The 20,696-nt window shown below is 46.0% G+C and carries 21 protein-coding genes; 13 read left to right on the forward strand and 8 right to left on the reverse strand.

The window, feature by feature from the left end:
• Positions 1-5: 5 nt before the first annotated feature.
• The 5 genes from ACKFKF_RS02530 to ACKFKF_RS02550 all read left to right on the forward strand — a co-directional run bounded on the left by ACKFKF_RS02530 (position 6) and on the right by ACKFKF_RS02550 (position 5,273).
• Positions 6-563 carry a Panacea domain-containing protein gene (locus ACKFKF_RS02530; protein ID WP_446866237.1) on the forward strand — a complete coding sequence of 186 codons (558 nt, stop codon included), beginning with the start codon at positions 6-8 and terminating at the stop codon, positions 561-563.
• On the forward strand, positions 556-948 hold the full coding sequence (locus ACKFKF_RS02535; RefSeq protein ID WP_446866238.1) for a hypothetical protein: 393 nt from the start codon (positions 556-558) through the stop codon (positions 946-948). The genes ACKFKF_RS02530 and ACKFKF_RS02535 overlap by 8 nt, the downstream gene beginning before the upstream one ends.
• 269 nt (positions 949-1,217) lie before the next feature.
• Positions 1,218-3,413 carry a TIR domain-containing protein gene (locus ACKFKF_RS02540; protein WP_446866239.1) on the forward strand — a complete coding sequence of 732 codons (2,196 nt, stop codon included), beginning with the start codon at positions 1,218-1,220 and terminating at the stop codon, positions 3,411-3,413.
• Positions 3,414-3,635: 222 nt separating this feature from the next.
• Entirely contained in the window at positions 3,636-3,857 is a 222-nt protein-coding gene (locus ACKFKF_RS02545; RefSeq protein WP_446862325.1) for a hypothetical protein, read from the forward strand.
• 312 nt (positions 3,858-4,169) lie between these two features.
• The gene (locus ACKFKF_RS02550) at positions 4,170-5,273 is read left to right on the forward strand and encodes a serine hydrolase domain-containing protein (protein ID WP_446866240.1); all 1,104 of its coding nucleotides are present in this window, start codon (positions 4,170-4,172) and stop codon (positions 5,271-5,273) included.
• A gap of 119 nt (positions 5,274-5,392) precedes the next feature.
• On the opposite strand, the gene ACKFKF_RS02555 is transcribed toward ACKFKF_RS02550, so the two are convergent.
• The gene (locus tag ACKFKF_RS02555; RefSeq protein WP_446866241.1) at positions 5,393-6,433 is read right to left on the reverse strand and encodes a serine hydrolase domain-containing protein; all 1,041 of its coding nucleotides are present in this window, start codon (positions 6,431-6,433) and stop codon (positions 5,393-5,395) included.
• Positions 6,434-6,821: 388 nt separating this feature from the next.
• Here ACKFKF_RS02555 and ACKFKF_RS02560 point away from each other — a divergent pair, with 388 nt between their 5' ends.
• Complete coding sequence (locus ACKFKF_RS02560) at positions 6,822-7,358, forward strand: GNAT family N-acetyltransferase (RefSeq protein WP_446866242.1); 537 nt, start codon at positions 6,822-6,824, stop codon at positions 7,356-7,358.
• A 622-nt stretch (positions 7,359-7,980) separates the two neighbouring features.
• On the opposite strand, the gene ACKFKF_RS02565 is transcribed toward ACKFKF_RS02560, so the two are convergent.
• Complete coding sequence (locus ACKFKF_RS02565; RefSeq protein WP_446866243.1) at positions 7,981-9,669, reverse strand: ABC transporter substrate-binding protein; 1,689 nt, start codon at positions 9,667-9,669, stop codon at positions 7,981-7,983.
• Between the two features lie 184 nt (positions 9,670-9,853).
• Here ACKFKF_RS02565 and ACKFKF_RS02570 point away from each other — a divergent pair, with 184 nt between their 5' ends.
• From ACKFKF_RS02570 to ACKFKF_RS02585, 4 genes are all read left to right on the forward strand, one after another.
• Complete coding sequence (locus tag ACKFKF_RS02570; protein ID WP_446866244.1) at positions 9,854-10,396, forward strand: cyclic nucleotide-binding domain-containing protein; 543 nt, start codon at positions 9,854-9,856, stop codon at positions 10,394-10,396.
• Positions 10,397-10,700: 304 nt separating this feature from the next.
• Entirely contained in the window at positions 10,701-11,915 is a 1,215-nt protein-coding gene (locus tag ACKFKF_RS02575) for an AAA family ATPase (RefSeq protein WP_446866245.1), read from the forward strand.
• A gap of 106 nt (positions 11,916-12,021) precedes the next feature.
• Entirely contained in the window at positions 12,022-12,345 is a 324-nt protein-coding gene (locus tag ACKFKF_RS02580; RefSeq protein WP_446866246.1) for a type II toxin-antitoxin system HicB family antitoxin, read from the forward strand.
• Positions 12,346-12,448: 103 nt separating this feature from the next.
• Positions 12,449-12,640 (forward strand): hypothetical protein, encoded by a 192-nt coding sequence (locus ACKFKF_RS02585; protein ID WP_446866247.1) that lies wholly within the window; start codon positions 12,449-12,451, stop codon positions 12,638-12,640.
• Positions 12,641-12,911: 271 nt separating this feature from the next.
• On the opposite strand, the gene ACKFKF_RS02590 is transcribed toward ACKFKF_RS02585, so the two are convergent.
• A complete protein-coding gene (locus tag ACKFKF_RS02590; protein WP_446866248.1) occupies positions 12,912-13,697 on the reverse strand; it encodes an SAM hydrolase/SAM-dependent halogenase family protein in 786 nt (261 codons plus the stop codon).
• A 63-nt stretch (positions 13,698-13,760) separates the two neighbouring features.
• Here ACKFKF_RS02590 and ACKFKF_RS02595 point away from each other — a divergent pair, with 63 nt between their 5' ends.
• A complete protein-coding gene (locus ACKFKF_RS02595; RefSeq protein ID WP_446866249.1) occupies positions 13,761-14,033 on the forward strand; it encodes a hypothetical protein in 273 nt (90 codons plus the stop codon).
• On the opposite strand, the gene ACKFKF_RS02600 is transcribed toward ACKFKF_RS02595, so the two are convergent.
• Entirely contained in the window at positions 14,022-14,456 is a 435-nt protein-coding gene (locus tag ACKFKF_RS02600) for a DUF2358 domain-containing protein (protein WP_446866250.1), read from the reverse strand. The two genes, ACKFKF_RS02595 and ACKFKF_RS02600, sit on opposite strands and share 12 nt — an antisense overlap.
• Positions 14,457-14,477: 21 nt before the next feature.
• A complete protein-coding gene (locus ACKFKF_RS02605) occupies positions 14,478-15,371 on the reverse strand; it encodes an MBL fold metallo-hydrolase (protein ID WP_446866251.1) in 894 nt (297 codons plus the stop codon).
• 131 nt (positions 15,372-15,502) lie between these two features.
• Between ACKFKF_RS02605 and ACKFKF_RS02610 the strand changes: the two genes are divergently transcribed.
• Positions 15,503-16,372, forward strand: coding sequence for a DUF6671 family protein (locus ACKFKF_RS02610; protein WP_446866253.1), 870 nt, complete (start codon positions 15,503-15,505; stop codon positions 16,370-16,372).
• Between the two features lie 2 nt (positions 16,373-16,374).
• Here ACKFKF_RS02610 and ACKFKF_RS02615 read toward each other — a convergent pair whose 3' ends face one another.
• Together ACKFKF_RS02615 and ACKFKF_RS02620 are read right to left on the reverse strand one after the other, a co-directional pair.
• Positions 16,375-17,904 (reverse strand): mercuric reductase, encoded by a 1,530-nt coding sequence (locus tag ACKFKF_RS02615; protein WP_446866254.1) that lies wholly within the window; start codon positions 17,902-17,904, stop codon positions 16,375-16,377.
• Positions 17,897-18,565: a TVP38/TMEM64 family protein gene (locus ACKFKF_RS02620; protein ID WP_446866255.1), complete on the reverse strand. Its 669-nt coding sequence runs from the start codon at positions 18,563-18,565 to the stop codon at positions 17,897-17,899. Before ACKFKF_RS02620 ends, ACKFKF_RS02615 begins: the two co-directional genes overlap by 8 nt.
• 103 nt (positions 18,566-18,668) lie before the next feature.
• Here ACKFKF_RS02620 and ureE point away from each other — a divergent pair, with 103 nt between their 5' ends.
• Positions 18,669-19,127, forward strand: a complete 459-nt coding sequence (gene ureE, locus ACKFKF_RS02625; RefSeq protein WP_446866256.1) for an urease accessory protein UreE — start codon at positions 18,669-18,671, stop codon at positions 19,125-19,127.
• A gap of 176 nt (positions 19,128-19,303) precedes the next feature.
• On the opposite strand, the gene ACKFKF_RS02630 is transcribed toward ureE, so the two are convergent.
• On the reverse strand, positions 19,304-20,668 hold the full coding sequence (locus ACKFKF_RS02630; protein ID WP_446866257.1) for a hypothetical protein: 1,365 nt from the start codon (positions 20,666-20,668) through the stop codon (positions 19,304-19,306).
• Positions 20,669-20,696 lie beyond the last annotated feature (28 nt).

A 20,696-nucleotide genomic window follows, 5' to 3' on the forward strand; every position in this document is an offset into this window, starting at 1 on the left:
TAGCCATGCCAATCGTGTTTCAGTTTCATCCAGAAAAAGCTGTTGAAGCCGCAGCAACACTCTTAAAGCTCCATGGCAAGCCTATGAAATATTTAGGCTTGCTTAAGATGCTTTATATCGCTGACCGTATTGCATTAGACCGCATGGAACAACCGATTACTGGTGACCATTACGTATCAATGGATTATGGTCCTGTGCTTAGCGGTGTTTATGACCTAATTAAGGGGAAGCCTGTCGATGATGCTTTACCTCTCTGGTCTAAATTTATTTCTCCTCGAAACACGAACCACGTTTCTTTACTAGGCGATCCAGGAAGCGAAGAACTCTGTGAAGAGGAGGAGGAAATCATTCAACAGGTTTATCAGATTTTTGGTCATCTTGACCCTTTTGATGTTGCTGAGTGGACTCACGATCTTCCAGAGTGGCAAGACCCTCATGGTTCTGCCATCCCGATTTCAGTAGAAGAAGTTCTCAAAAATGTGGGTAAAAGTGATGAGGAAATAGAGGAGATTCAGCAAGAAGCCATTCGGGAGGCGTATTTAGATAGGGTTTTGAATGTCTAGCATCACCATTAATCTGGGAGATGCTTTTTTGATAGATACACCTCCCAACGGCGAACATCTTTATATTGCAATTGCACAAACTTCTGGAAGCAGCTACCTGTTTGTTAATGTAACCACTCGGAGAAACAGTTCTGAAACTGCCTGCGTTCTCTTGCCGGGTTCAGGTGTACCTAGCTTTATTGTACGTGAGTCTGTTGTAGCTTACCGATTTGCCCGTGAGATGGATGCTACTGAGTTGGCTGGGTTGATGACCGTTGGTAGTCCTATCCCGAAAGGGTCTTGTTCAATGTCTATTCTTACCCAGATTCAGCAGGGTGGTCTAGTTTCTAAGCAGTTGAGGAACAAGTACAAAGCTGCGCTTAAAGCTTCTTTAGAGAGAACGTAAGATGTCGTTGAGCACAGAGTTCTGGGAAACTGAGGTCTAACAATTCGGTTGGAGCGGACTGTCGAAAATTGATGGTGTTGCGGCAAAAGTTACTTGCAGCCGCTCAACCGCGCCGTTATACAGCGTGGGTTATCTATGGGGGCTAACCACAAGACCATCTGTAAGTCCTTAACCTGCGGGAAGCTATAGGCACAATAAGCTTATGTTTGTACGGTAGTAAAAGCGAAGTTATACTAACTGTTAATTAATAATTCTGTTGCAGCCTAATTATGAGTGATGCAGTTCCGGTCAAAAGAATTTTGGTTTTAGCCGCAAATCCAAAAGGAACCTCAAGACTTCGGTTAGATGCAGAAGTTCGAGATATTGAGGCAGGGTTGCGACGTTCCAAGAATCGTGACCAGTTTGTATTGACTCAACAGTGGGCGGTGCGACCAAGAGATATTCAACGAGCTATGTTGGATGTTGACCCACAAATTGTGCATTTTTCTGGACATGGTTCTGGGGATGAAGGCTTAGTATTTGAGGACGAAGTTGGACTCCCAAAGCTAATTGAAGGGCAGGCTTTGGCTCGGTTGTTTGATTTATTTTCTGACAAAGTAGAATGTGTTGTCCTCAACGGTTGCTATTCAGAAGTACAAGCACAATCGATTGCTCAGTATATTAAAAGTGTCATTGGTATGACACAAGCAATTGGGGATGAGGCTGCGATTGAGTTTTCAGTAGGTTTTTATGATGCTTTGGGAGCAGGGCGTTCAGTTGATTTTGCTTATGAACTTGGCTGTAGCGCAATTGCAATGGCAGGAATGCAAGAGAATTTAACGCCAGTTCTAATACAGAAAGCTGATGGCAAGAAATCTCCATCTGTTAGTACACCTCAATTATCATCCCAACGTGGAAGACAAAAGATAGAGCTTTTTCTCTCTTATTCCCATAAAGATGAAAGGCTAAGAGATGAATTAGCGAAGCATCTCAAACTCTTAGAAAGACAGCAGGTGATTTCTGCTTGGCATGATCGGGATATTAGTGCAGGCACAGAATGGGCTAGCCAAATTAGCGAACATTTAGAAACTGCCAAGGTGATTCTGCCACTAATTAGTGCTGATTTTCTAGCTTCTGATTACTGTTATGATATTGAGCTAGCGCGAGCAATGGAGCGGCATGAACTAGGGGAGGCTCGTATAATTCCAGTTATTCTGAGACCAGTTGACTGGACTAATGCACCATTCGGAAAATTACAAGCATTACCTAATAATGCAAAGCCCATAACCACTTGGGAGAATCAAGATTTAGCATTTGAAAATGTTGTTAAAGGTATACGTTTAGTTTGCGAAGAGTTACTTAGAGAAGAACAAGTTATAGAGGCTATTCGTGGCGGAGGAGTTGCTTCAGAGATAACTGCACAAGACTCTGGACTTACTAAAGAGTCATTTCAAATATTTGATGTGTTCAAAACTTCTGGAGTTCCAACAGTCACTTTTGTGGAACCTCAAAATTTTCATTTAATTAAACTTGCTTTGATGCAACCAGGGGTTGGTGTCGTTATTGAAGGTCCTTCTGGTATTGGAAAGACAACAGCACTGAGAAAAGCTCTTGAGGAAGTTAATCCAGATGATAAAGGGCTTCAAGTAAGGACTTTAAGTGCCCGTAAACCACAGGACTTGTCTCATATTTCAACAATACAACAATGGCACAATGGAATAGCCATTATAGATGACTTTCATAGGCTAGAAGCAACTTTGCAAGAGAAATTAGTTGATTATCTCAAGTATCTTGCTGATAATGAATTGCCGAAAAAATTGATTATTGTTGGTATTCCAAGTACAGGAAAACGTCTTGTAAATATGTCATTTGATGTTGCTACAAGAGTTAAATTCTTTAAGCTTGGAAAAGTGGCAGACGAGATCATTCTCAAAATGATTAGAAGAGGAGAAGCGGCTCTAAATATAGTTTTTGATCGTAGAACAGACATCGCCCGTTCTTCAAATGGAAGTTTGAATATAGCTCAGTTTTTGTGTTATCACTTGACGGCACATGAAGGTATTAGTGAAACTCAGAAAAGTACTGAGATCATCGCTGGCAATCTTGAGATTGTAATTTCAGAAATTATGAGTAACGAGCTTTCTTTAAAGTTTGAAGATGCTGTAAGATGCTTTGCCTCTTTGGATGACTACACTGAGAGAACTTGCATAGAACTTTTAAAAGAGCTATCTCGTAGCTCGGAAGGGTTTGTATCACTTAAACATGCACGTGATGCCAGACCTGAAATAAATCAAGGAATCGATAAGTTTATAGCAGAAGATTACATGAAGGTATTGTATGATAGATGCCCTGAAAGCAGAAAATATTTACTGTATGATAAAGAGCTGTGCGCTTTAATTGGGGATCATCCCCAATTAGTATTTTATCTGTTCAACACACCTTCTGATAGGCTGAGTACACTGGCAGGTAAAACACCAACAAGTTGAATTTTCTGAGATAAACTCGATTGATTGTTCGGTGTTGAAGTTGTAAGCGTCGGCTGTATAACAACCCCAATGCAGCGGACGGACAAAATCCGCTGGTGCTTAGTTTGAGGTTGCTTGCCGCCGCTGATTGGGAACGTTAGCCCCTAAGTTCTCTGTGGGAGTAACTAATGAATTATTTGTTGACGTTCGTAACAGAAGCAACCGTGGTGGAGGGAATCATCTATGCAGAAATTAGTCACGATTTATCTAGACCGAGAAGGCTATCGGATACCAGGGAAGCGTTCACCGGAGCAAAGCCACGGTACTGTACAGGAACATTTAGAGGACTATCTTGCTGCTGGTTGGGAAATTAAATCAATCACAGGTGCAGGAGGTGGAGGTGCTGGTGATTCTGTCAATCCACATGGTTCTGGTTGGATTGCTGTCCTTCTAGAAAAACTTTAATTGTGCTTACTTGTAGGTTAAGAGAAAAAGTTTTGAATGATTTGGACAAAGTTACACTTGGTTGATTCAAGTCAATATTGGCGGGAGGAACTTGTCTAGTGTAGAAGTTTTGCGCCCCGATGAAGTCTTGTCCGTTTGCCCATTAGCAGAAGCAGGTTAATTTTTACTCCAGCAGGCTTTGTAACTGTTGGTTACATTGGGCTAACAACTCTATTGAAGTGGACTGACTAGAAATCTTGGTTGCATTGCAAAGACTGCTGACAGTCGCTCAATAGGAACGTTAGCTTATCACTCATAATTGCGCATATTGCTTTGACCTATAACTCAACAGCGATCGCTCAAGTCAAAATTAAGCCCAACTTAATGATTATGGATAGTCAAAATTTAGAAAATAAAATTAATCAAATCACGAATGATTACGTGAGCAAAAGAGAAAAGGTTGCTTTAACAATTGGAGTAATTCAGCAAGGGCATCATTATACAAAAGGATTGGGTCAAGTTAGTGATCACAGTTGTTCCCTTCCTGATGATCAAACAATTTATGAAATCGGCTCCGTCACCAAGGTTTTTACAGGGACAGTTCTCGCTGCATTGGTGCATGGGGGAACGGTTGCTTTAGACGATCTCATTCAGCTTTATCTTCCCGAAGAGGTCGTTAGCCAGTTGCCTACTTCTGTTCAATCCATTACATTGCGCCAGTTAGCAACTCATACCTCTGGACTACCCAAACTACCCGACAGTTTCCTGACCAATATAAAAGATCCAACCAATCCTTATCTCGGCTACTCAGCGTCGGAGATGTATGCAGCATTGGTCGGTTTGACGTTGCTCAGTGAACCCGGTCAACGCTATGAATACTCCAACTTTGGCATGGGCTTATTAGGACATTTATTGAGTCTAAAAACATCTCAACCTTACGAGGATTTGGTGAAAGGAATGGTTTGTCAACCGCTTGGCATGACTAATACAACAATTCATCTCACACTAGAACAGCAGTCACGCTTTACACCAGGTCATTCCCCCGATGGAACGCTAACCTCAAACTGGGGTTTTGATGTGATGGCTCCTGCGGGAGCATTTCGTTCAACCGCCGAAGATTTGGTGATGTTCTTGCAAGCTCATCTTTGTGAGTCCGATCCTCAAAGAGCAGCTATTTTAGCGCGATCGCAAGCACGCTACTTTGAAATGGGTGATACTCTTAGCATCGGTCTGGCTTGGCATATCTCGACTCTACCCAATGGGCAAGTGGTACATTGGCATAATGGTGGTACAGGCGGTTACGTTAGCTTCATTGGTTTTGACAGAGCAAAGCAAACCGGAATCGTGATTCTCTCAAACTATGGGGATGCCTTTGCAAATGATAGTTCCGTCGATGAAATGGCAATTAGAATATTAATAGAACTATCTTCGCAGTAGCGCCAGCTAATAACGCCAATGCACACTGACCGCTTAGAGGCGATCCGTCTGTAACAGGTTATTTGGAGATTGGAGTTTACACACTCAACTTATGGAAAATAGGCGATCGCACTTTTCCATTAGTTAAGAAAAGCCATAACGCAATTACGCATATCATCAAATGGATTAACGATGTTCCCCATAAGCGTTATTTGAATGTCCAGATCCGCATACATTCCTGAATAAAAAGAGACTCCAGGGTCGCCACCCAACATGTGATAAGACAACACATCTTCTTGCTTCGCTATCCATATGCCATATCCGTAGTAAAAATTTGCTTCACTGCTACTTTGCTCTCCGGTTGGAATGTGCGGAGTTAGCATTTGCTTGAGTATCGCTTCAGATAAAAGTTGATGGGTCATCAACACCTGCCAAAATTTCTCCAAATCTCCAACCGTTGTGAAGGCTCCACCATCTGAGCCACCGATAATAGGCAGAGCATAGATATTAGTTCGCCATTCTTGATCAGACTTTTGGATATAACCATAGGCAGTGCACGGTGGCAGACAATCCATTGAGAAAAACCCGCTATCCGTCATATTGCAAATAGCAAATATATTAGCTTCGACGTACTCCTGGAAACTCAATTTGCTAACCTGCTCAACGATTAACCCTAATAGGATATATCCCGCATTATTGTAAGAGAATCTTTCTCCTGGGGCAAATACCATCGCCTGATCTTGAAACATTGGCAAAAAGTCTTTCAAAGTACAAACGCTGTACATCGGTCGCTCTTTCCACAGATCCTCATAGTCGTCCATCACTGCCTCATCAAAGTAGTCTGGAATACCTGAGCTATGGGTTAGCAAATGATGAACTGAAATCGCTGGATCGAAGGTGGGAAAGGGAATATTCAAACAATCTTTGAGAAGGGTATCAAATGTGAGTAGATTTTTCTCGACCAGTTGGCATATTGCTGCACTGGTAAATGTCTTGGTGCCAGAGGCTGTGGCAAACCGGGTATTAAGGGTGTTGGGTATCGCTTCAGCGCGATTTGCGAAGCCATAACTTTTAGAAAAAACAATTTTGCTTTTCTCTTTGACCCAAATTACACCAGAGAACGGTGATTTTTCATGCTGTTTGGCGATCGCGCGCTCAAGTTCTACGATGTGAATTACCATAAGGACGAGCCTCATCGGTAGAGTTTTTTCTCTATTGCTTTCTCTATTGATTGTAGTCCTTGAATAGCAGATCTTGTAGATTAGATTGAAGCAAGCTACATGCTTTCTGTGGAATGGTATAACATTCAGATTGAAGCGGCTTAGGTGGGCACTGTTATGATTGGAGCCTTGAATTAGAGCGGGGATTGTTGAGATCCAGCCTAACAACACCCAGACACATCGACTGTCGAGAGTTGACTGTTACGATGCAGAGGTGATGTGCAGCGGGTGATGGGCATCGTTAGGTCACTTCATCTCTAGGTTGAGACGGTGCCTGGGAGTGAACGACTAGTCACTTAGTGCTACGTCGGATTTGTTGAGAGCAATCATAAAGCAAGCCATCGGAATTATGTCGCATTTGCTTTGCACCGAACGGTTAAGTTTGCGCTCCTGTCAGATGAGCGACTTAGATGCTGTACACCAGTTATGGACTGAGGCTGATGTCCGACGGTTTCTCTTCGACGATCGACAAGTCTCTACTGAGGAAGCAAAATCGTTTATCGAAACAAGTGTGATGAGCTTTGCGAGTCATGGTTATGGGATTTGGCTCTTTTTTGAGCATCAAAGCGATCGGGTAGCAGGGTTTTCAGGTCTGCTTCATTCATTACAAGGATCACCAAGTCTAATTTTCGGCACACGACCTCAACTCTGGGGACGGGGTTATGCCAAGGAAGCTACAGGTTCTATACTTCGCTACACGTTTGATGTGCTGAGATTGGAGAAAGTAGAGGCAGATGTTGATGAGCCTAACAAAGCGTCGATTCGAGTGCTTGAGGCGTTGGGGATGACCCGAACTCAAAGAGCGATCGTGAATGAACGTCCATTGCTTTACTATGAAATTCAAACTTGGAGAAGAGAAGAAAGTGCGAACCTACCAGCAACCTAACGATCGCGCTGCACTGGAGAACGTTTGGAATTGGTTGATTGAGTTTCAAAGGCTATTTGCGTCGGGTGATTGGGAACGTTAGTTGGTTTCAGTTGCAGGTAGTGACATGTTAAACATTGCTTGTTGGTTATGAGTTAAGTGGCGTTGAGGATAGGGGTAGTGAGTGCAAATGAAGAAGGCCAAGTAATTTCAAGAAGTTGTGAATCATCTTTAGATACTGCTTGTTATCTGCATGAATCTGCTTATCAAATTGTGTGGTACCGCTCCGAGTTATGGAAAATTTTGACTTTGCTGTGGGCTGCATTTGCAGGGGTTTTGCTTGCAGCTTGACAAGCCCCGTTCGTGATCAAGAGTTAAGCAGGGTTTAGTCGCTGTCTTCTCACTTGGAAGCTTCACAATTTGGCTTTATGATCGACATCTAATACCAAATCAACGGTTACTTGCTACAGATCCTCGCCCCCTAAATCCCCCAATTCTAGGGGACTTTGACTAAGTTTGACTGATTAATTGGTTGCAGCTTATTTTCAACTTGGTATAAAAACAATTTTTCCAGCGATCGAGTATTCCAATCAGCTTACTCAGAAACGTGAAATCGAACTTTGTAGAATACCAGAGCTAGAGTTTACGATCGCTTCTCAATCCCTTCAAATGGCTCAGTGCCAAGCGGACTGGGAACCCAACCGTTAATCGTTTTACGCTGAACTAATAAAGGTTTTGAATGGACGATCGGTAACCTCAAAACTTCTCGATGCAGAATGCGATCGACTTCGGCGTAGATTTTGGAGCGTCCAGCCTGGTCAGATAGCGCTCTTCCTTGATCGAGCAGTTGTTGAAGGCGATCGTTTTTCCAGTTGCCCAGATCTTTTGTGCTGCCTGCGCCAAACAGCGGATAGTAGAAGGTGTCTGGGTCGCCGTAGTCGCCCGTCCAGCCCAGCATAAAGGATTGAAATCCTGGTGGCTTGAGGCGATCGGCAAGGTAAGCAGCCCAATCTTTGGTCTTGAGCGAGACGCGAATGCCCACAGCGCTGAGATCTGCGGAAAAAGCTTCGGCGATCGGCTTGGGAGTCGGAAAGTAGGGACGCGAAACGGGCATATACCAAAGCTCTAAGTCAAAACCGTTGGGAAAGCCCGCCTGAGTCAACAATTCCTTCGCTTTTTGGGGACTAAACTCGTAAGGTTTGAGATCAGGTGCCTGTGCCCAGGACAGTGTGGAGGGAATAAAATTGGGACTATTTTCGGCAAGGTCGCCCCAAAACGCTTTGACGATCGCCTGTTGGTTAATCGCATGAGCGATCGCCTGCCGAACTCGCACATCAGACAAAGGTTTATAGCTGGGATTTAACGCCAAATATCCCACATTAAACGAAGGGCGCGACGTGGCGGTGATGTTGGAATCGCGATCGACTTCTGCCTTTTGATCGGGTGCCAGATCGACGGTGAAATCAAGCTGTCCGGCGCGTAGCTGGGCCAATCGTGCGGCCGGATCGGTGACAAATCGCATTACCAATTGATTGCTTTTGGGCAGATCTGGCTTCCAGTAATTGGGATTTTTTTCGAGAACAATCCGATCGCCCGATCGCCATTCCTTAAACACAAAGGCTCCGGTGCCCACCGCTCCACCCGCAGGCGTTCCATAACTGGCGGCCGCTTTCTTAATTGCAGTCGGACTGGCAATGCCAAAAAAACCAGAAGCGATCGCGCTCGGAAAGGCCGCAAACGGCTGCTTTAACCCAAACTGAATCGTCGATTTGTCGGGCACTGTAATAGATTGCACCAGGGAGGCAGATTCGCCTTTTGAGCCGCCAAAGGTCTGATCCCAAATCTCATAGGTTTTGCCCGCATTCCGGTAGCCAAATGGATCATTTTTGTCCCACCAGCGATCGAAGTTAAACTTAACCGCATTCGCATCAAACTCAGTGCCGTCGTGAAACTTAACGCCCGATCGCAGCTTGAATGTCCAGGTTTTTCCATCCGCTGAAACTGTCCAGGAGGTCGCTAAACTGGGTTCCAGATCGGTGCTTCCCGGCTTAAAGCCGATCAAACGGTTATAAATTTGATTTTGCACCACCACCGAATTGCCGTCTGTGATGTTGCCTGATTCTAAATTGACAGGCTGTCCCACCGAACCATAAACCAACACGCCAGCTTGAGAAGGGGAGCTAGTTCCAGCGGTCGTCGAACTATTTTGATTAGACGCATTGCTGCAATTAGAGAGCGTAAACGCGATCGCAAACAACGCCGCCAAAAATCCAATTCTCCAAGTATTTCGTTTTTGTGCAAAAATTCGTTTTACAGAGTGTTGCTTCTCCATGGCCTCTCGTCCTTCAAAACTCATGAAAATAGTATGTCGGTAAACGTTGACTTTGAGTGGCGGACTCTGTAAGTAGCTTGAAGAGATCATCCGTTATTCCACAAAACGATCGCCCGTTTCTACAATGAAACAGATGCTTTGATCTTTGCCAGTTTGAGCATTTTTCACCCCATTTTGCAGCGCTATGAAAAAGATTTTGTTTATTTTGGGGGTGTTAACGGATGCTGATGTAGATTGGCTGCTTTATGTCGGCCGTCGAGAAGAATTAGCAGCGGGAACCGTCCTGATTCAAGAAGGGAAGTCAGTAGACGCGGTGTATATTGTTTTAACCGGATCGCTCACGGTGTCGATCGAAGCCCTTGCGGGTAAAAAAATCGCCCATCTCACCAGTGGCGAAGTGGTTGGCGAAATCTCGTTTGTCGATACTCGGCCGCCGTCGGCCACTGTCACCGCAACCGAAGAAACGCTAGTCTTGTCGGTGCCCCGTCAGCGATTGATGAATAAATTAACAGACGATACGGGCTTTGCTTCCCGATTTTATCGAGCGATCGCCTTGTCGCTGTCCGATCGCCTCCGCAATACGGTGGGTTTGTTAGGCTATGGCAAAGAGCTTCCCACTGAGGTGGTAGAGAGTCTCGTCGATGATCTCAGCCCCTCCGTTGTCGAACATCTCCCCCTCGCCCGCAGCCGATTTGAATTTCTCCTCAGACGCTTGCGAGGCTATTAGTAGATGTAGTATAGTTGTAGTATACGTAATGTAACGTCGATTCGATGAAATTTTTCGCGACGTTGCTTGGCGCTTCTGCCCCCCAACTTCCCATTCTGGGAGACTTTCAGAGAAGAATTGCGGTTCAAAGTCCTTTATTGATAGGGAATTTAGGAGGCACCCTGAATCTGCAACCACAGCGAAGGCATTCATCAAATTTACGTTAATGTATTGTGCATGACTGGTATTGTGCATGACTGGAACCGGATGAAGTGACTCATCAATACTTTCATCCCTCCTCCCTCCTCCCTCATCCCGACTTCTCATGACTCAACCCGACTTTTTCAACTTTGGCAACTCTGACCAAAACAAGCTCAAAGGGCAAGGGCTACTTGCGTCGGGTTGGCGGCCGCTGTATCGCGAGTTTGACTGGAGCCACATTACGCAGCTACTCGCCAACGACACGTCAGAATTGAATCGTCGGATCATGGGAATTGTCAGCAACGCCGCCGATACGCTGGGACGCACCAATTACGCATGGTGGGCCAATCTGACGAGCTTATTTTCTCAAAACAATCGCTACGATCTGGACGAATTTTGGAACTACATCACGCCCGATCCGCCTGCGCCTGATTACCGCTATGCCGATGCGCTAACCGTCGAAATGCCCGTGCGTCAGATTGTCAGTCGTAACAGCATTCCGATCGACTTCGTTCTCAATCGTCTTCAAGAAACCACCATTCGCCAAATTCTCGAATTTCTGGGTCGTCCTGATCTGGTGACGCAATATTATCTCGATCGCTACTTTTATCTTCCGCCCGATCGGTTTGTCAGTTGGGAGCGGCTAGATGTGATTACCAGTGCCTATTCTTACTGGGCAGCACATGAAGTTTGGTTGCAGATTGACTATCTCGATCGGGGTCGTCGCTTCTACACGCTAATGGCTAAGGATTTAACCCCTCTAATCAGCAAAGCCACTTACGGATTAGCCGTCATGTTGAGTGGGTATCAAAGCCGTGTCGGAAAAATTCACGCTCAATATCCAATTCGCAGCTTTCCGGCAGAAGTGCAGAGCTTTACGGATGCCGTTCAGCAGGCGGTGATTGAGCAGGGACGGTTGGCCGTCGTGGTGCATGGCGATCCGGGGACGGGAAAAACTGCGTGGACGCAGGCGATCGCCAAAGAAGTTCTCGTTCCACTAGGATATGTAATTTTCATTTTGGATCATGATGCGGTAGAAAACTTTGTGCCCCCGTCTTATCTTGAACGGATTTGTCTGATTATTAATGAAGCGGATAATCTGGCGCACGATCGTTCTACCGAAATCGCTCAAAGCAGCAGCAAAACCGAACACATTCTGAGTTTATTAGATGGCACGTTATATCAAAGTGTGATTAGCGTCGGCTCCAATCTGCATTCTGAACTAGAACAGAAGTTAGTCGTTTTGATGACCTGCAATACTACTGAACGTCTCGATTCCGCAGTCTTACGCAAAGGTCGAGTCGATCTAATCTGCGAGTTTATTCACCGCTTTGTCTAAGAAATCTAGTCGAACCGATGCTAGAAGGATTGTTCTACCAGTATTAATGAGGGCACAATTGGGATGTAATTTATTTATGAACATAGATGCGGGTTAATCAATTAATTTGAATCAAGATGTGAGACAAGTAATTTTGTACAGAGACGAAGATGGAATTTGGATTGTAGAATGTCTAAGCTTGAAAGGATGTATCAGTCAGGGAAAAACTAAAGAAGAAGCGCTATTCAATATTAGAGAAGCGATCGTAGGTTATATTGCTGCCTTAGAGGATGGTTTGTCTATACCAGAAGACAAATTTGAAACGTTCGACGATACAGCTTCAATTAGATACAGCTTCAATTATCAGTGGAGATACGATCGCAAATTCATCTATCAATATTTCAATATTCAAACTGTAGTTGTTAGTGGAACGCTGGTTTTGAGTTTTTGAGAAATTGAGGTCGATCGCTTGGTGACGATCGTACCTTTTTTGACATGTTAGATTAATGGCATAGAGACTAAAGGATATCTGGCGAATCATGAGCTTTAGCGACGTGGTGGAAGCAATCAAAGTCCTCTCATTTGAAGAAAAACAAGAGATTCAAACTCTCTTAGCTCAATACCTGAGAGAAGAGCGACGGGAAGAATTATACCAAAACTACCAGACGAGCATAGTCGAAGAGCAAAATGGTGAATTAAAGTTTTCCTCAAACATTGATGAATTAAAGCAACTGATAGAAGATTAGAGATGCAAGTCCTGATGGACTGACAAATCTTTTCAGGTAGGTTGGGTTGAACCTGGTGAAACCCAACGTTAGCAACGGTAGAAAGGCTGCTGTTGGGTTTCGCGTTGCTCAACACCAACCTACGAAAAGGCGTTGCTGAATCAGGGGATGAATTGCCCCAAAGCGGCGGGAAACCCAAGGTTCAAAGTCCCCCAATTTTGGGGGATTTAGGGGGCGAAAAGATGGACACTTCCCACAGATTCATCCCTCCAATCAGCAACGCCCATTTTGCTTACCCCAATTGCGTCACGGGTTGATTGATCCGAGGCTTGCCAAATCGCTCCCAGGCGTTGCCGCCGCGCAAAAACAACTCCATCCAGCGAATCTCTTGACCGTCAACATTCCAGCCAGAACTGCCCGGAGAAAAAGCCAGCGTCCCTTCAGGAACTCGAAAACTCCCGTCTGAATAAATGGCATCGCTGACCACATCCCCAATCCGAATCACCACTTTTGCCTCTGGTGCAAGCTTGACCGTGTGAGAGGGAATCGTCGTTTTGATATTGCCATAGCCATCGATCCAGGCGACCCGATCGCTCGGTGCATCTGCAATCTGATCCAAATTCAACAACTCGCCCAATAAGCTGAAATCATTGTTTGCGATCGCCGCTGCCGCCGGGGGAAAGACATCTCGCGATCGAAACTGCGAACCGCCCCGCGACACATTAATCATCTGCAACTGTTTGGCGTAGGGCTTGATAAACGAAAGCGTATAGCCCGCATTCACGCCGACCACCTTCACCCCATTGGGCAGCAACGCATAAGTCAAGCCTTCTCCTTCGTTGTTTTGGCGAGCTTCCAGGTCATCTTTGCGAGGCGCACAATTGTGGTAGATCAAGCGATCGGCGGGCCCTGGATTCAACCCCAACTGCGCGATCCAAAATCCGGTAGCCAAAGTGCTAAACGGCGGCACTGAGAGAAGCTGAATTTGTGCGTTGGGAATGCCCATCAACAGGCGCTGAGTCACTTCAGAAAAAGCCGGATCGCCCGTCCCGTAGTCTGCAATCAGAGAGATAAACATGTGCTGCTCCAAAACCTCACGCCCAATATACTCGGACTTTTATCGAAAGGAAGTCTGCCCTGAATGGTAGAATTCGCTACGCGATCAGAGGATTTAGAAATGCAGCGAGAAAAAGTTTTGTGGTTGGTGAAAGGGGTGAGTGGATTGTTGGCGATCGGCGCTGGTTTGAGTGTGTTTGGTGAGGCGCTGATTTATAAAATCAACGGTGACGGCTGGTTTTGGATTGGCACCTTAAGTTTGGTGTTAGTGAATTTTGGGCTTTGTCTGATGTTTGACAGCCACAATCATCAACTTAGATTGGCAAATTCAAAAGATCAAATTACCTCAGATTCTTGAATCTTCAGCTTTCTGAAAAAACTGTTTGAGAATGGCTTGTGGCGATCGATCCCATTGATCCAGGTGACTGTAAATCAACCCTTCTGGCGTGAGTCTGTAGGTTGAAGTGCCGTTAAAAAAGACGTGTCCTTTCCAGGGAACTCTCAACGTTCCGCGCACCGTCCACTCTGCCAAAATCGTCAATTCATCAATTTGAGAAACTTTGTGCAGGTCAAAGAAAAGCTGTGTAAAAAACAGCCGACCGTGAAATCGCAGCGTCCAGAAAATGATTCGGTAATTAAACTTTCCCTTAAAGATATTTACCGGATCTTTGAAGAAAATATCTTGAGTGTAAATGTCGTACCGAATGTCTTTCTCAAACAAGGTTGGCAAGTCTTGTTCAAGTGTTTGAATAATTCGATTGTCTTGCAGTTCATCCCTCATCCTTCATCCCTCATCCCTTCTTTAATCCCATTCCCCACTGTCAACATTTAACCCCATCCAGGCAAGACATTTTTGCATTTCCTGGTGCATTGTTTTTGCGTCAGCCTGATATCGTCGTCCGTGACCAGGAAGCACCCATTCAAACGAGTAATGAGAGAGAGCTTGCATCGATCGCTTCAACTCATCCCAAGAGTACCAACAGGCTTCTCGAAAGCCAATCAATTGCTTTAATCGATCAGACCAGGCAAGATGATCTCCGGTAAACAAAAATTGATTTTGATACAGTAAAACAGTGTGGCCCTTCGTATGTCCTGGAACGGGAATAATCAACAGTTCTGAATCTAATTGAAAGGGATCAGATCCGGTCAGTTTGATTTCTACGCTTTCAGTACTGCGATTAATTTCATCAGCGTGGAGAAGACGATCGCACCCAAAATGATCGTGAAACTTTTGGTGATCAGCCACATCATCTCGATGGGTCAAATACAGATAACGAATACCGCCCATTTCCTCAATTTGCTTTACCAATGGGGGAGAAAAACGCGGTGAATCTATTAGGATATTGCCGTCCGATCGCTGGATCAAATAGCTCGCAGCCCCAAAAGAATTCTCAGCATGATAGCCGCAGTGAAAAACATTTTCAGCAATCAAAATCGGAAAACTTTGCTGGGCAAATTTGATATCTTTGGGTTTTTCAACGGTACCGATCGAAGCCGTCGGACAGGACAATAACGCCTGCATTGCACGAAGCCGTTCGGTCTCGTTTTGGGGCTGATGATAAACGGCCGACATGCTCGACTCGCGTCTAAAAATTTCGGGAGCCATCCAGCGGCAAGTGTCACAGTCGATGCAGGTGCGATCGACGTAAAAATCACCGTCTACATTTTCGGGTCGGCGTTGGGTGAGGTGAGCCATTGGGGGAAGTGGGGGGTGAGGAGTGAGGGGGAAGAAGGGAGGAGGGAGGAGGGAGGAAACTGATCTAGATCATAGTCATAACGAGTATGGTTTGTGGAAAAGTTTCTGTTGAGAGTTGTGAATTTGGGAGAATGGGAGCAGGAAATTTTCGTCAGGTGTGGATGATGTTTGCAGGGCGGATGGCAGTTTTGGCGACGATGCACCATAAGGAACGGGCGATCGCTCCCATTCTAGAATCGGGGTTGGAGATACAAATCGTCGTGCCGCAAATGTTTGATACCGATGTGTTTGGGACGTTTACTCGCGAGGTGAAACGGGTGGGCGATCAGCGAGAAGCGGCTAGACAAAAAGCGATCGCGGCCATGGAATTGATGAAAATGGACTTGGCGATCGCCAGTGAAGGCAGTTTTGCGCCTCATCCTGCGGTGCCGATTTTGCCCTGCGATCGAGAATTGGTGATGCTGATCGATCGTGCCAATGATTTAGAAATTGTGGGGGAAGCGATTTCGATGGAGACAAATTTTAGTCAACGATCGGTGACCTGTTTCGACGAAGCCAAAGAATTTGCACTCAAAATTGGCTTTCCTGAACATGGGCTGATTGCTAAAGTGAATGCTGATTCGATTCAAATGATCAAAGGAATTACAACGCTGGAGAAGTTAGAGGAAGCGATCGCTAAATTATCAACATCAACCACGAATACAATTCACCTTGAAACGGATATGAGAGCGATGTACAACCCAACTCGAATGAAAGTGATTACACAAGCTACACAATATCTATTACAGAAGATTAATCATGCTTGCACACGCTGTTTGACTCCTGGGTTTGAATTAGTAGAACACAAATTAGGACTGCCCTGTGACTGGTGCGGATCGCCTACAAATCAAACGCTGTCCCATCTTTATCGCTGCCAGAAATGTGGCTTTCAAGAAGAAATTCTGTTTCCTCAAGGGGTGCGATCGGCTGACCCTGCCCAATGCCCCTTTTGCAATCCTTAAATTTAGGACAGTTTGGTGAGAAATCCCAAAATGCGCTTTGAGTTGGGCGTTAACAAAGTACGACGGTAGGCATCGGCTGCTTTTTTGATCGCTTCTGCCTGCGTAGGATAAGGGTGAATCACGCCGGACAAAGTATTTAAACCGCGCTTACCGACGATCGCCAGCGTCACCTCACTGATCAAATCACCCGCATGACGAGCCACGATCGTAGCTCCCAAAATTTGATCGGAGCCTTTTTTGTGCAGAATTTTGACAAAGCCATCGGTTTCGCCGTCTGCGATTGCGCGGTCGACCTTCTCAAACGGAATTTTAATCGTGTCAAACTCTAATCCTTTAGCGCGGATCTCTTGCTCATACATGCCTACATGCGCGACTTCTGGATCGGTGTAAGTTGCCCAAGGCATGACCAGACTACTGAGTTTAGAACGCCCCAAACCAAAGGGTGAAAAGAGCGTGTTTTTGATTACAATTCGGGCGGCTGCGTCGGCAGCGTGAGTAAACTTCCAATTCATGCAGATGTCTCCCGCAGCGTAGATTTTGGGATTCGTCGTCTGTAGATAATCGTTGACTTTCACGCCTCGTTTGTCGTACTCAACGCCGATCGCTTCCAGATTTAATTTTTCGACATTGGGCGATCGCCCGACTCCAATTAGAATTTCATCGACGGTGACGTTATCATTTCCACTCGCGTTCCTAAAGTGAATCACTTTGCCTTCGGAGGTTTTCTCAACTCGTTCCACGGTGCATTGTAAAAACAGCTTTACGCCTTCTTTAATGAATGTTCGTTGAATGATCTCGGCTGCGTCATCATCTTCGCGATCGAGAATGTGATCATTCTTATGTAACAAAACCACTTCACAGCCGAGTCGTTGGAATGTTTGGGCAAACTCACAGCCGATCGCACCGCCGCCAATAATTCCCAATCGTCGAGGCCGCTCTGTGAGCGAGAAAACTGTTTCATTGGTCAGGTATCCCGCCTCTGCAAGCCCCGGAATGTCTGGTTGGGACGCTCTTGCCCCGGTTGCAATCACTGCCTTTTTGAAGCGAAGCGATTTGTCTGCAACGGCGATCGTTCGACCATCCACAAACTGCGCCTCACCCAAAAACACATCGACCCCCAATTTTTGAAATCGTTGGGCAGAATCAACATCACTAATCCCGGCTCGAATCCGTCTAACCCGCTCCATCACAGCCGCAAAATCAACCTCAACATCTGATGAATGAATGCCAAACGGGTGAGAATTTCGCATCTCAGCGGCAATTCTAGAGGAGCGAATCATCGTTTTGGACGGCACACAGCCCACATTCAAACAATCACCGCCCATCAAATGCTTTTCAACGATCGCCACCTTCAGCCCTAATCCTAATCCGGCGGCTCCAGCAGCGACGACTAATCCGGCAGTTCCCGCACCGATGACAACCAGATCGTAGCGATCGACGGGTTCAGGATTGATCCAATCATTGGGGTGAACCTGCGAAATCAAAAGCTGATTATGCACATCCATTGGGGCGATTGTCACTGGATTAACCATCGGATTCTCCTGATGAAACACTGTCGTTGAGGGCTTTTTGGGCGATTCGGGTAATGTAAACTGTCACGGCGATCGTGGCAATCAACCCGACGATTCTAAAGATCCATTGTGCCGTTTGAGCCGTCTGATTGGGGGTGCCCAGGGTGGCTAAATTTGCAGCTAAAGACCCGATGTAAACATATAAAACGGTCGCGGGAATCATGCCAATCGACCCCAGCACGAAATCCTTAAGTGAAACCTGTGTCACCCCTAACGCATAATTGAGCAAAACAAACGGAAAGATCGGAGATAGGCGAGTTAACAACACAATTTTGAAGCCGGATTGCGCCACGGATTGGTCGATCGCTTTAAATTTAGAATTGTCTGCAATCTTGTGAGAAACCCAGCCCCGCGCTAGATATCGTCCGATCAAAAACGCGGCCGTTCCTCCTAGAGTGGCCCCAATGAATACATAAATTGATCCAAATACAACACCAAAGACAACGCCTGCGCCTAAAGTGAGAATCGTTCCGGGAATGAATAGAACAGTTGCTAGAATGTATAGCCCGATGAATACAACTGCACCCACAGCGCCCAAACTTTGAATCCAGGTTAATGATTCTTGCAGCCCCTCTTGAATATTCAACGCAGCAATCACTGAAACAAAGTCTAGAGTAAACATTAAAAATATGCCGTTCTAACGTGGCTGGATTTACATTAGCTTGAATGATTCTTCAGCCGCAATTCACCCTTCAAAAAATTATTCTTAACAGTAGACTTTTCTCATGATCCCTTCTACGAGCGGCGCAACCCTCATCTTTACTCAGCGAATTCATCATCATGGCGCAGTGCAACACCGACTTTCTCTAACGGCTGAAGAACGATCGCGATCGCGCCACCTATTTCAAACTGACGCAGGTCAAGCGGTGTATCTCAATCTGCCCAGAGGTACGACGTTGAGAAATGGCGATCGTCTGCAATCTGAGTCCGGTGAGATCGCTGAAATTTGTGCCAAACCTGAACCAGTGATCACCGTAGCGGCAAGCAATCCGATCGATCTGCTACAAGCGGCTTATCATTTGGGCAATCGACATGTGGCGATCGAGATTACCGAAACCTATTTGCGACTTTCTCCAGACTCGGTTTTACAGGATCTACTTCATCATCGCGGGCTGCAAGTCATTGAGGAAATCGCCCCCTTTCAGCCAGAAACAGGTGCTTACGGGTCACACAGCCATCACTAATTTAACGTGAATTCGATGAGAGTTTTTTCGCTTCGTTGTTCACGGCTTCTGCCCCCCAACCCCCCAATTTTGGGGGACTTTAAGAGAGGAGTTCTGGTTCAAAGTCCCTCACTCGTGGGGGATTTAGGGGGCGTTCCTGGATCTAAAAGCGAAGCGTTCATCGAACTGACGTTAATTTATTTGAGGCGCTTTTCGGCGGCTTTCATCAAGTTTTGAGCCTCGGCATAGACGGTAGTTCCCTGCTTTACCTTTTGAAGTTCGTCAACGATTTCTTGGAGAGAACGGGCCGCACGACCGCGATCGAGTCCATTTGGATCGTTCATCGTAATCGCAAGTAAAGTCTGCCTCAGCCGCTGGGCTTCTTGAAACGCCTGTACAGACTCTCTCTCCGCCTGCATCTGAATTTCAACCGCGCTGAGAGATTGTTTGTAGGCAACCAGTTGCTTTTGGGCTTCTCTAAAATCGGGATCGTCTACGGTGATTTTTTCGAGGCGATCGATGGCTTCTTCCCACAATCCTTTCGTTTCCTGCAACTCGGTCAAATTTTTGGGTGATTTCCCTTGACTGGCGGCCTGAGCGAATTCTTTTGCGGCTTGCATCCAGTTGCCTGTGCGCGTGTTGTCTGCGGTGAATCCAACGACCTGCTGAAAATCACGATCGGCCGCCTGAATCGTTTCCTGTGACATCCGACCTGCCAAAGTTTGCTCAGGAATTTTTTTGAGCGCATCGATCGCCGTTTGCCATTGAGCGATCGCTTTCTGACGGCCCAAATTATCTTTTGCTTGACTGTAAGCCTGTTTCGCTTCGTCAAGAGCCTGCTCTTTTTCTTCGAGTTGCGTACGGGCGTTGCCTTCTTGAAACAATTTCGCCTCCATGCGAGCCACATTCTCTCTGGCAGACCGAAACTCATCCAGCGTAAACCGCCAACGGCACTGCACAAAACTGCAATATTGACGCGGATAATAGCCGACAAACCAGACGGGCAACGCCTCCAAATGCTGTTGTGCTTCCTTTACTTTGGTGCTGCCCAACTCAAAATCTTCGGGGGCGGTCGCTTGATTGATCAATTGGTCAGCCTGCTCAATGGCATCGATCGCGCCTCGATAGTGGCTGTCCATACTCATAAAGCTGGGAATTAAGAGAATGGGCATCGATCGCGCCACAGACCACCGCAGCGCCGGGATCGGGAGATTGACCACATAAAGTCCGCCAGCTATCAGCAGCAGGGCAACTGACGACAGCTTAATCGCACCCCACGGAATTGAGGAGGACTTTGACGAAGGTTTTGCTGACGGTTTTGTAGTTCTAGGTGAACCATTGGCTTTGGCGGCCGCTTTCAGAACTTTTTCGGGGAAATCGGGTAAAAGGTCTACGATCGCCCCTCGAATTTCGTCATAACTGAGCGGCGATCCTTCCTGCGTCCGAAATCTTTCGAGCCGTCTCAGGGTTAATTCTCGCTGGACTTGTAGAGCCGAATCGCTAAAAGAGTTCTGAATTTCGACTTGCAAAAGGCTAAAGGCTCGATCGTTCAGACGCGGCATAGGTCAGATGTTAAAAGAACGTCAGTTC

This window comes from Phormidesmis sp. 146-12, from assembly GCF_052939495.1.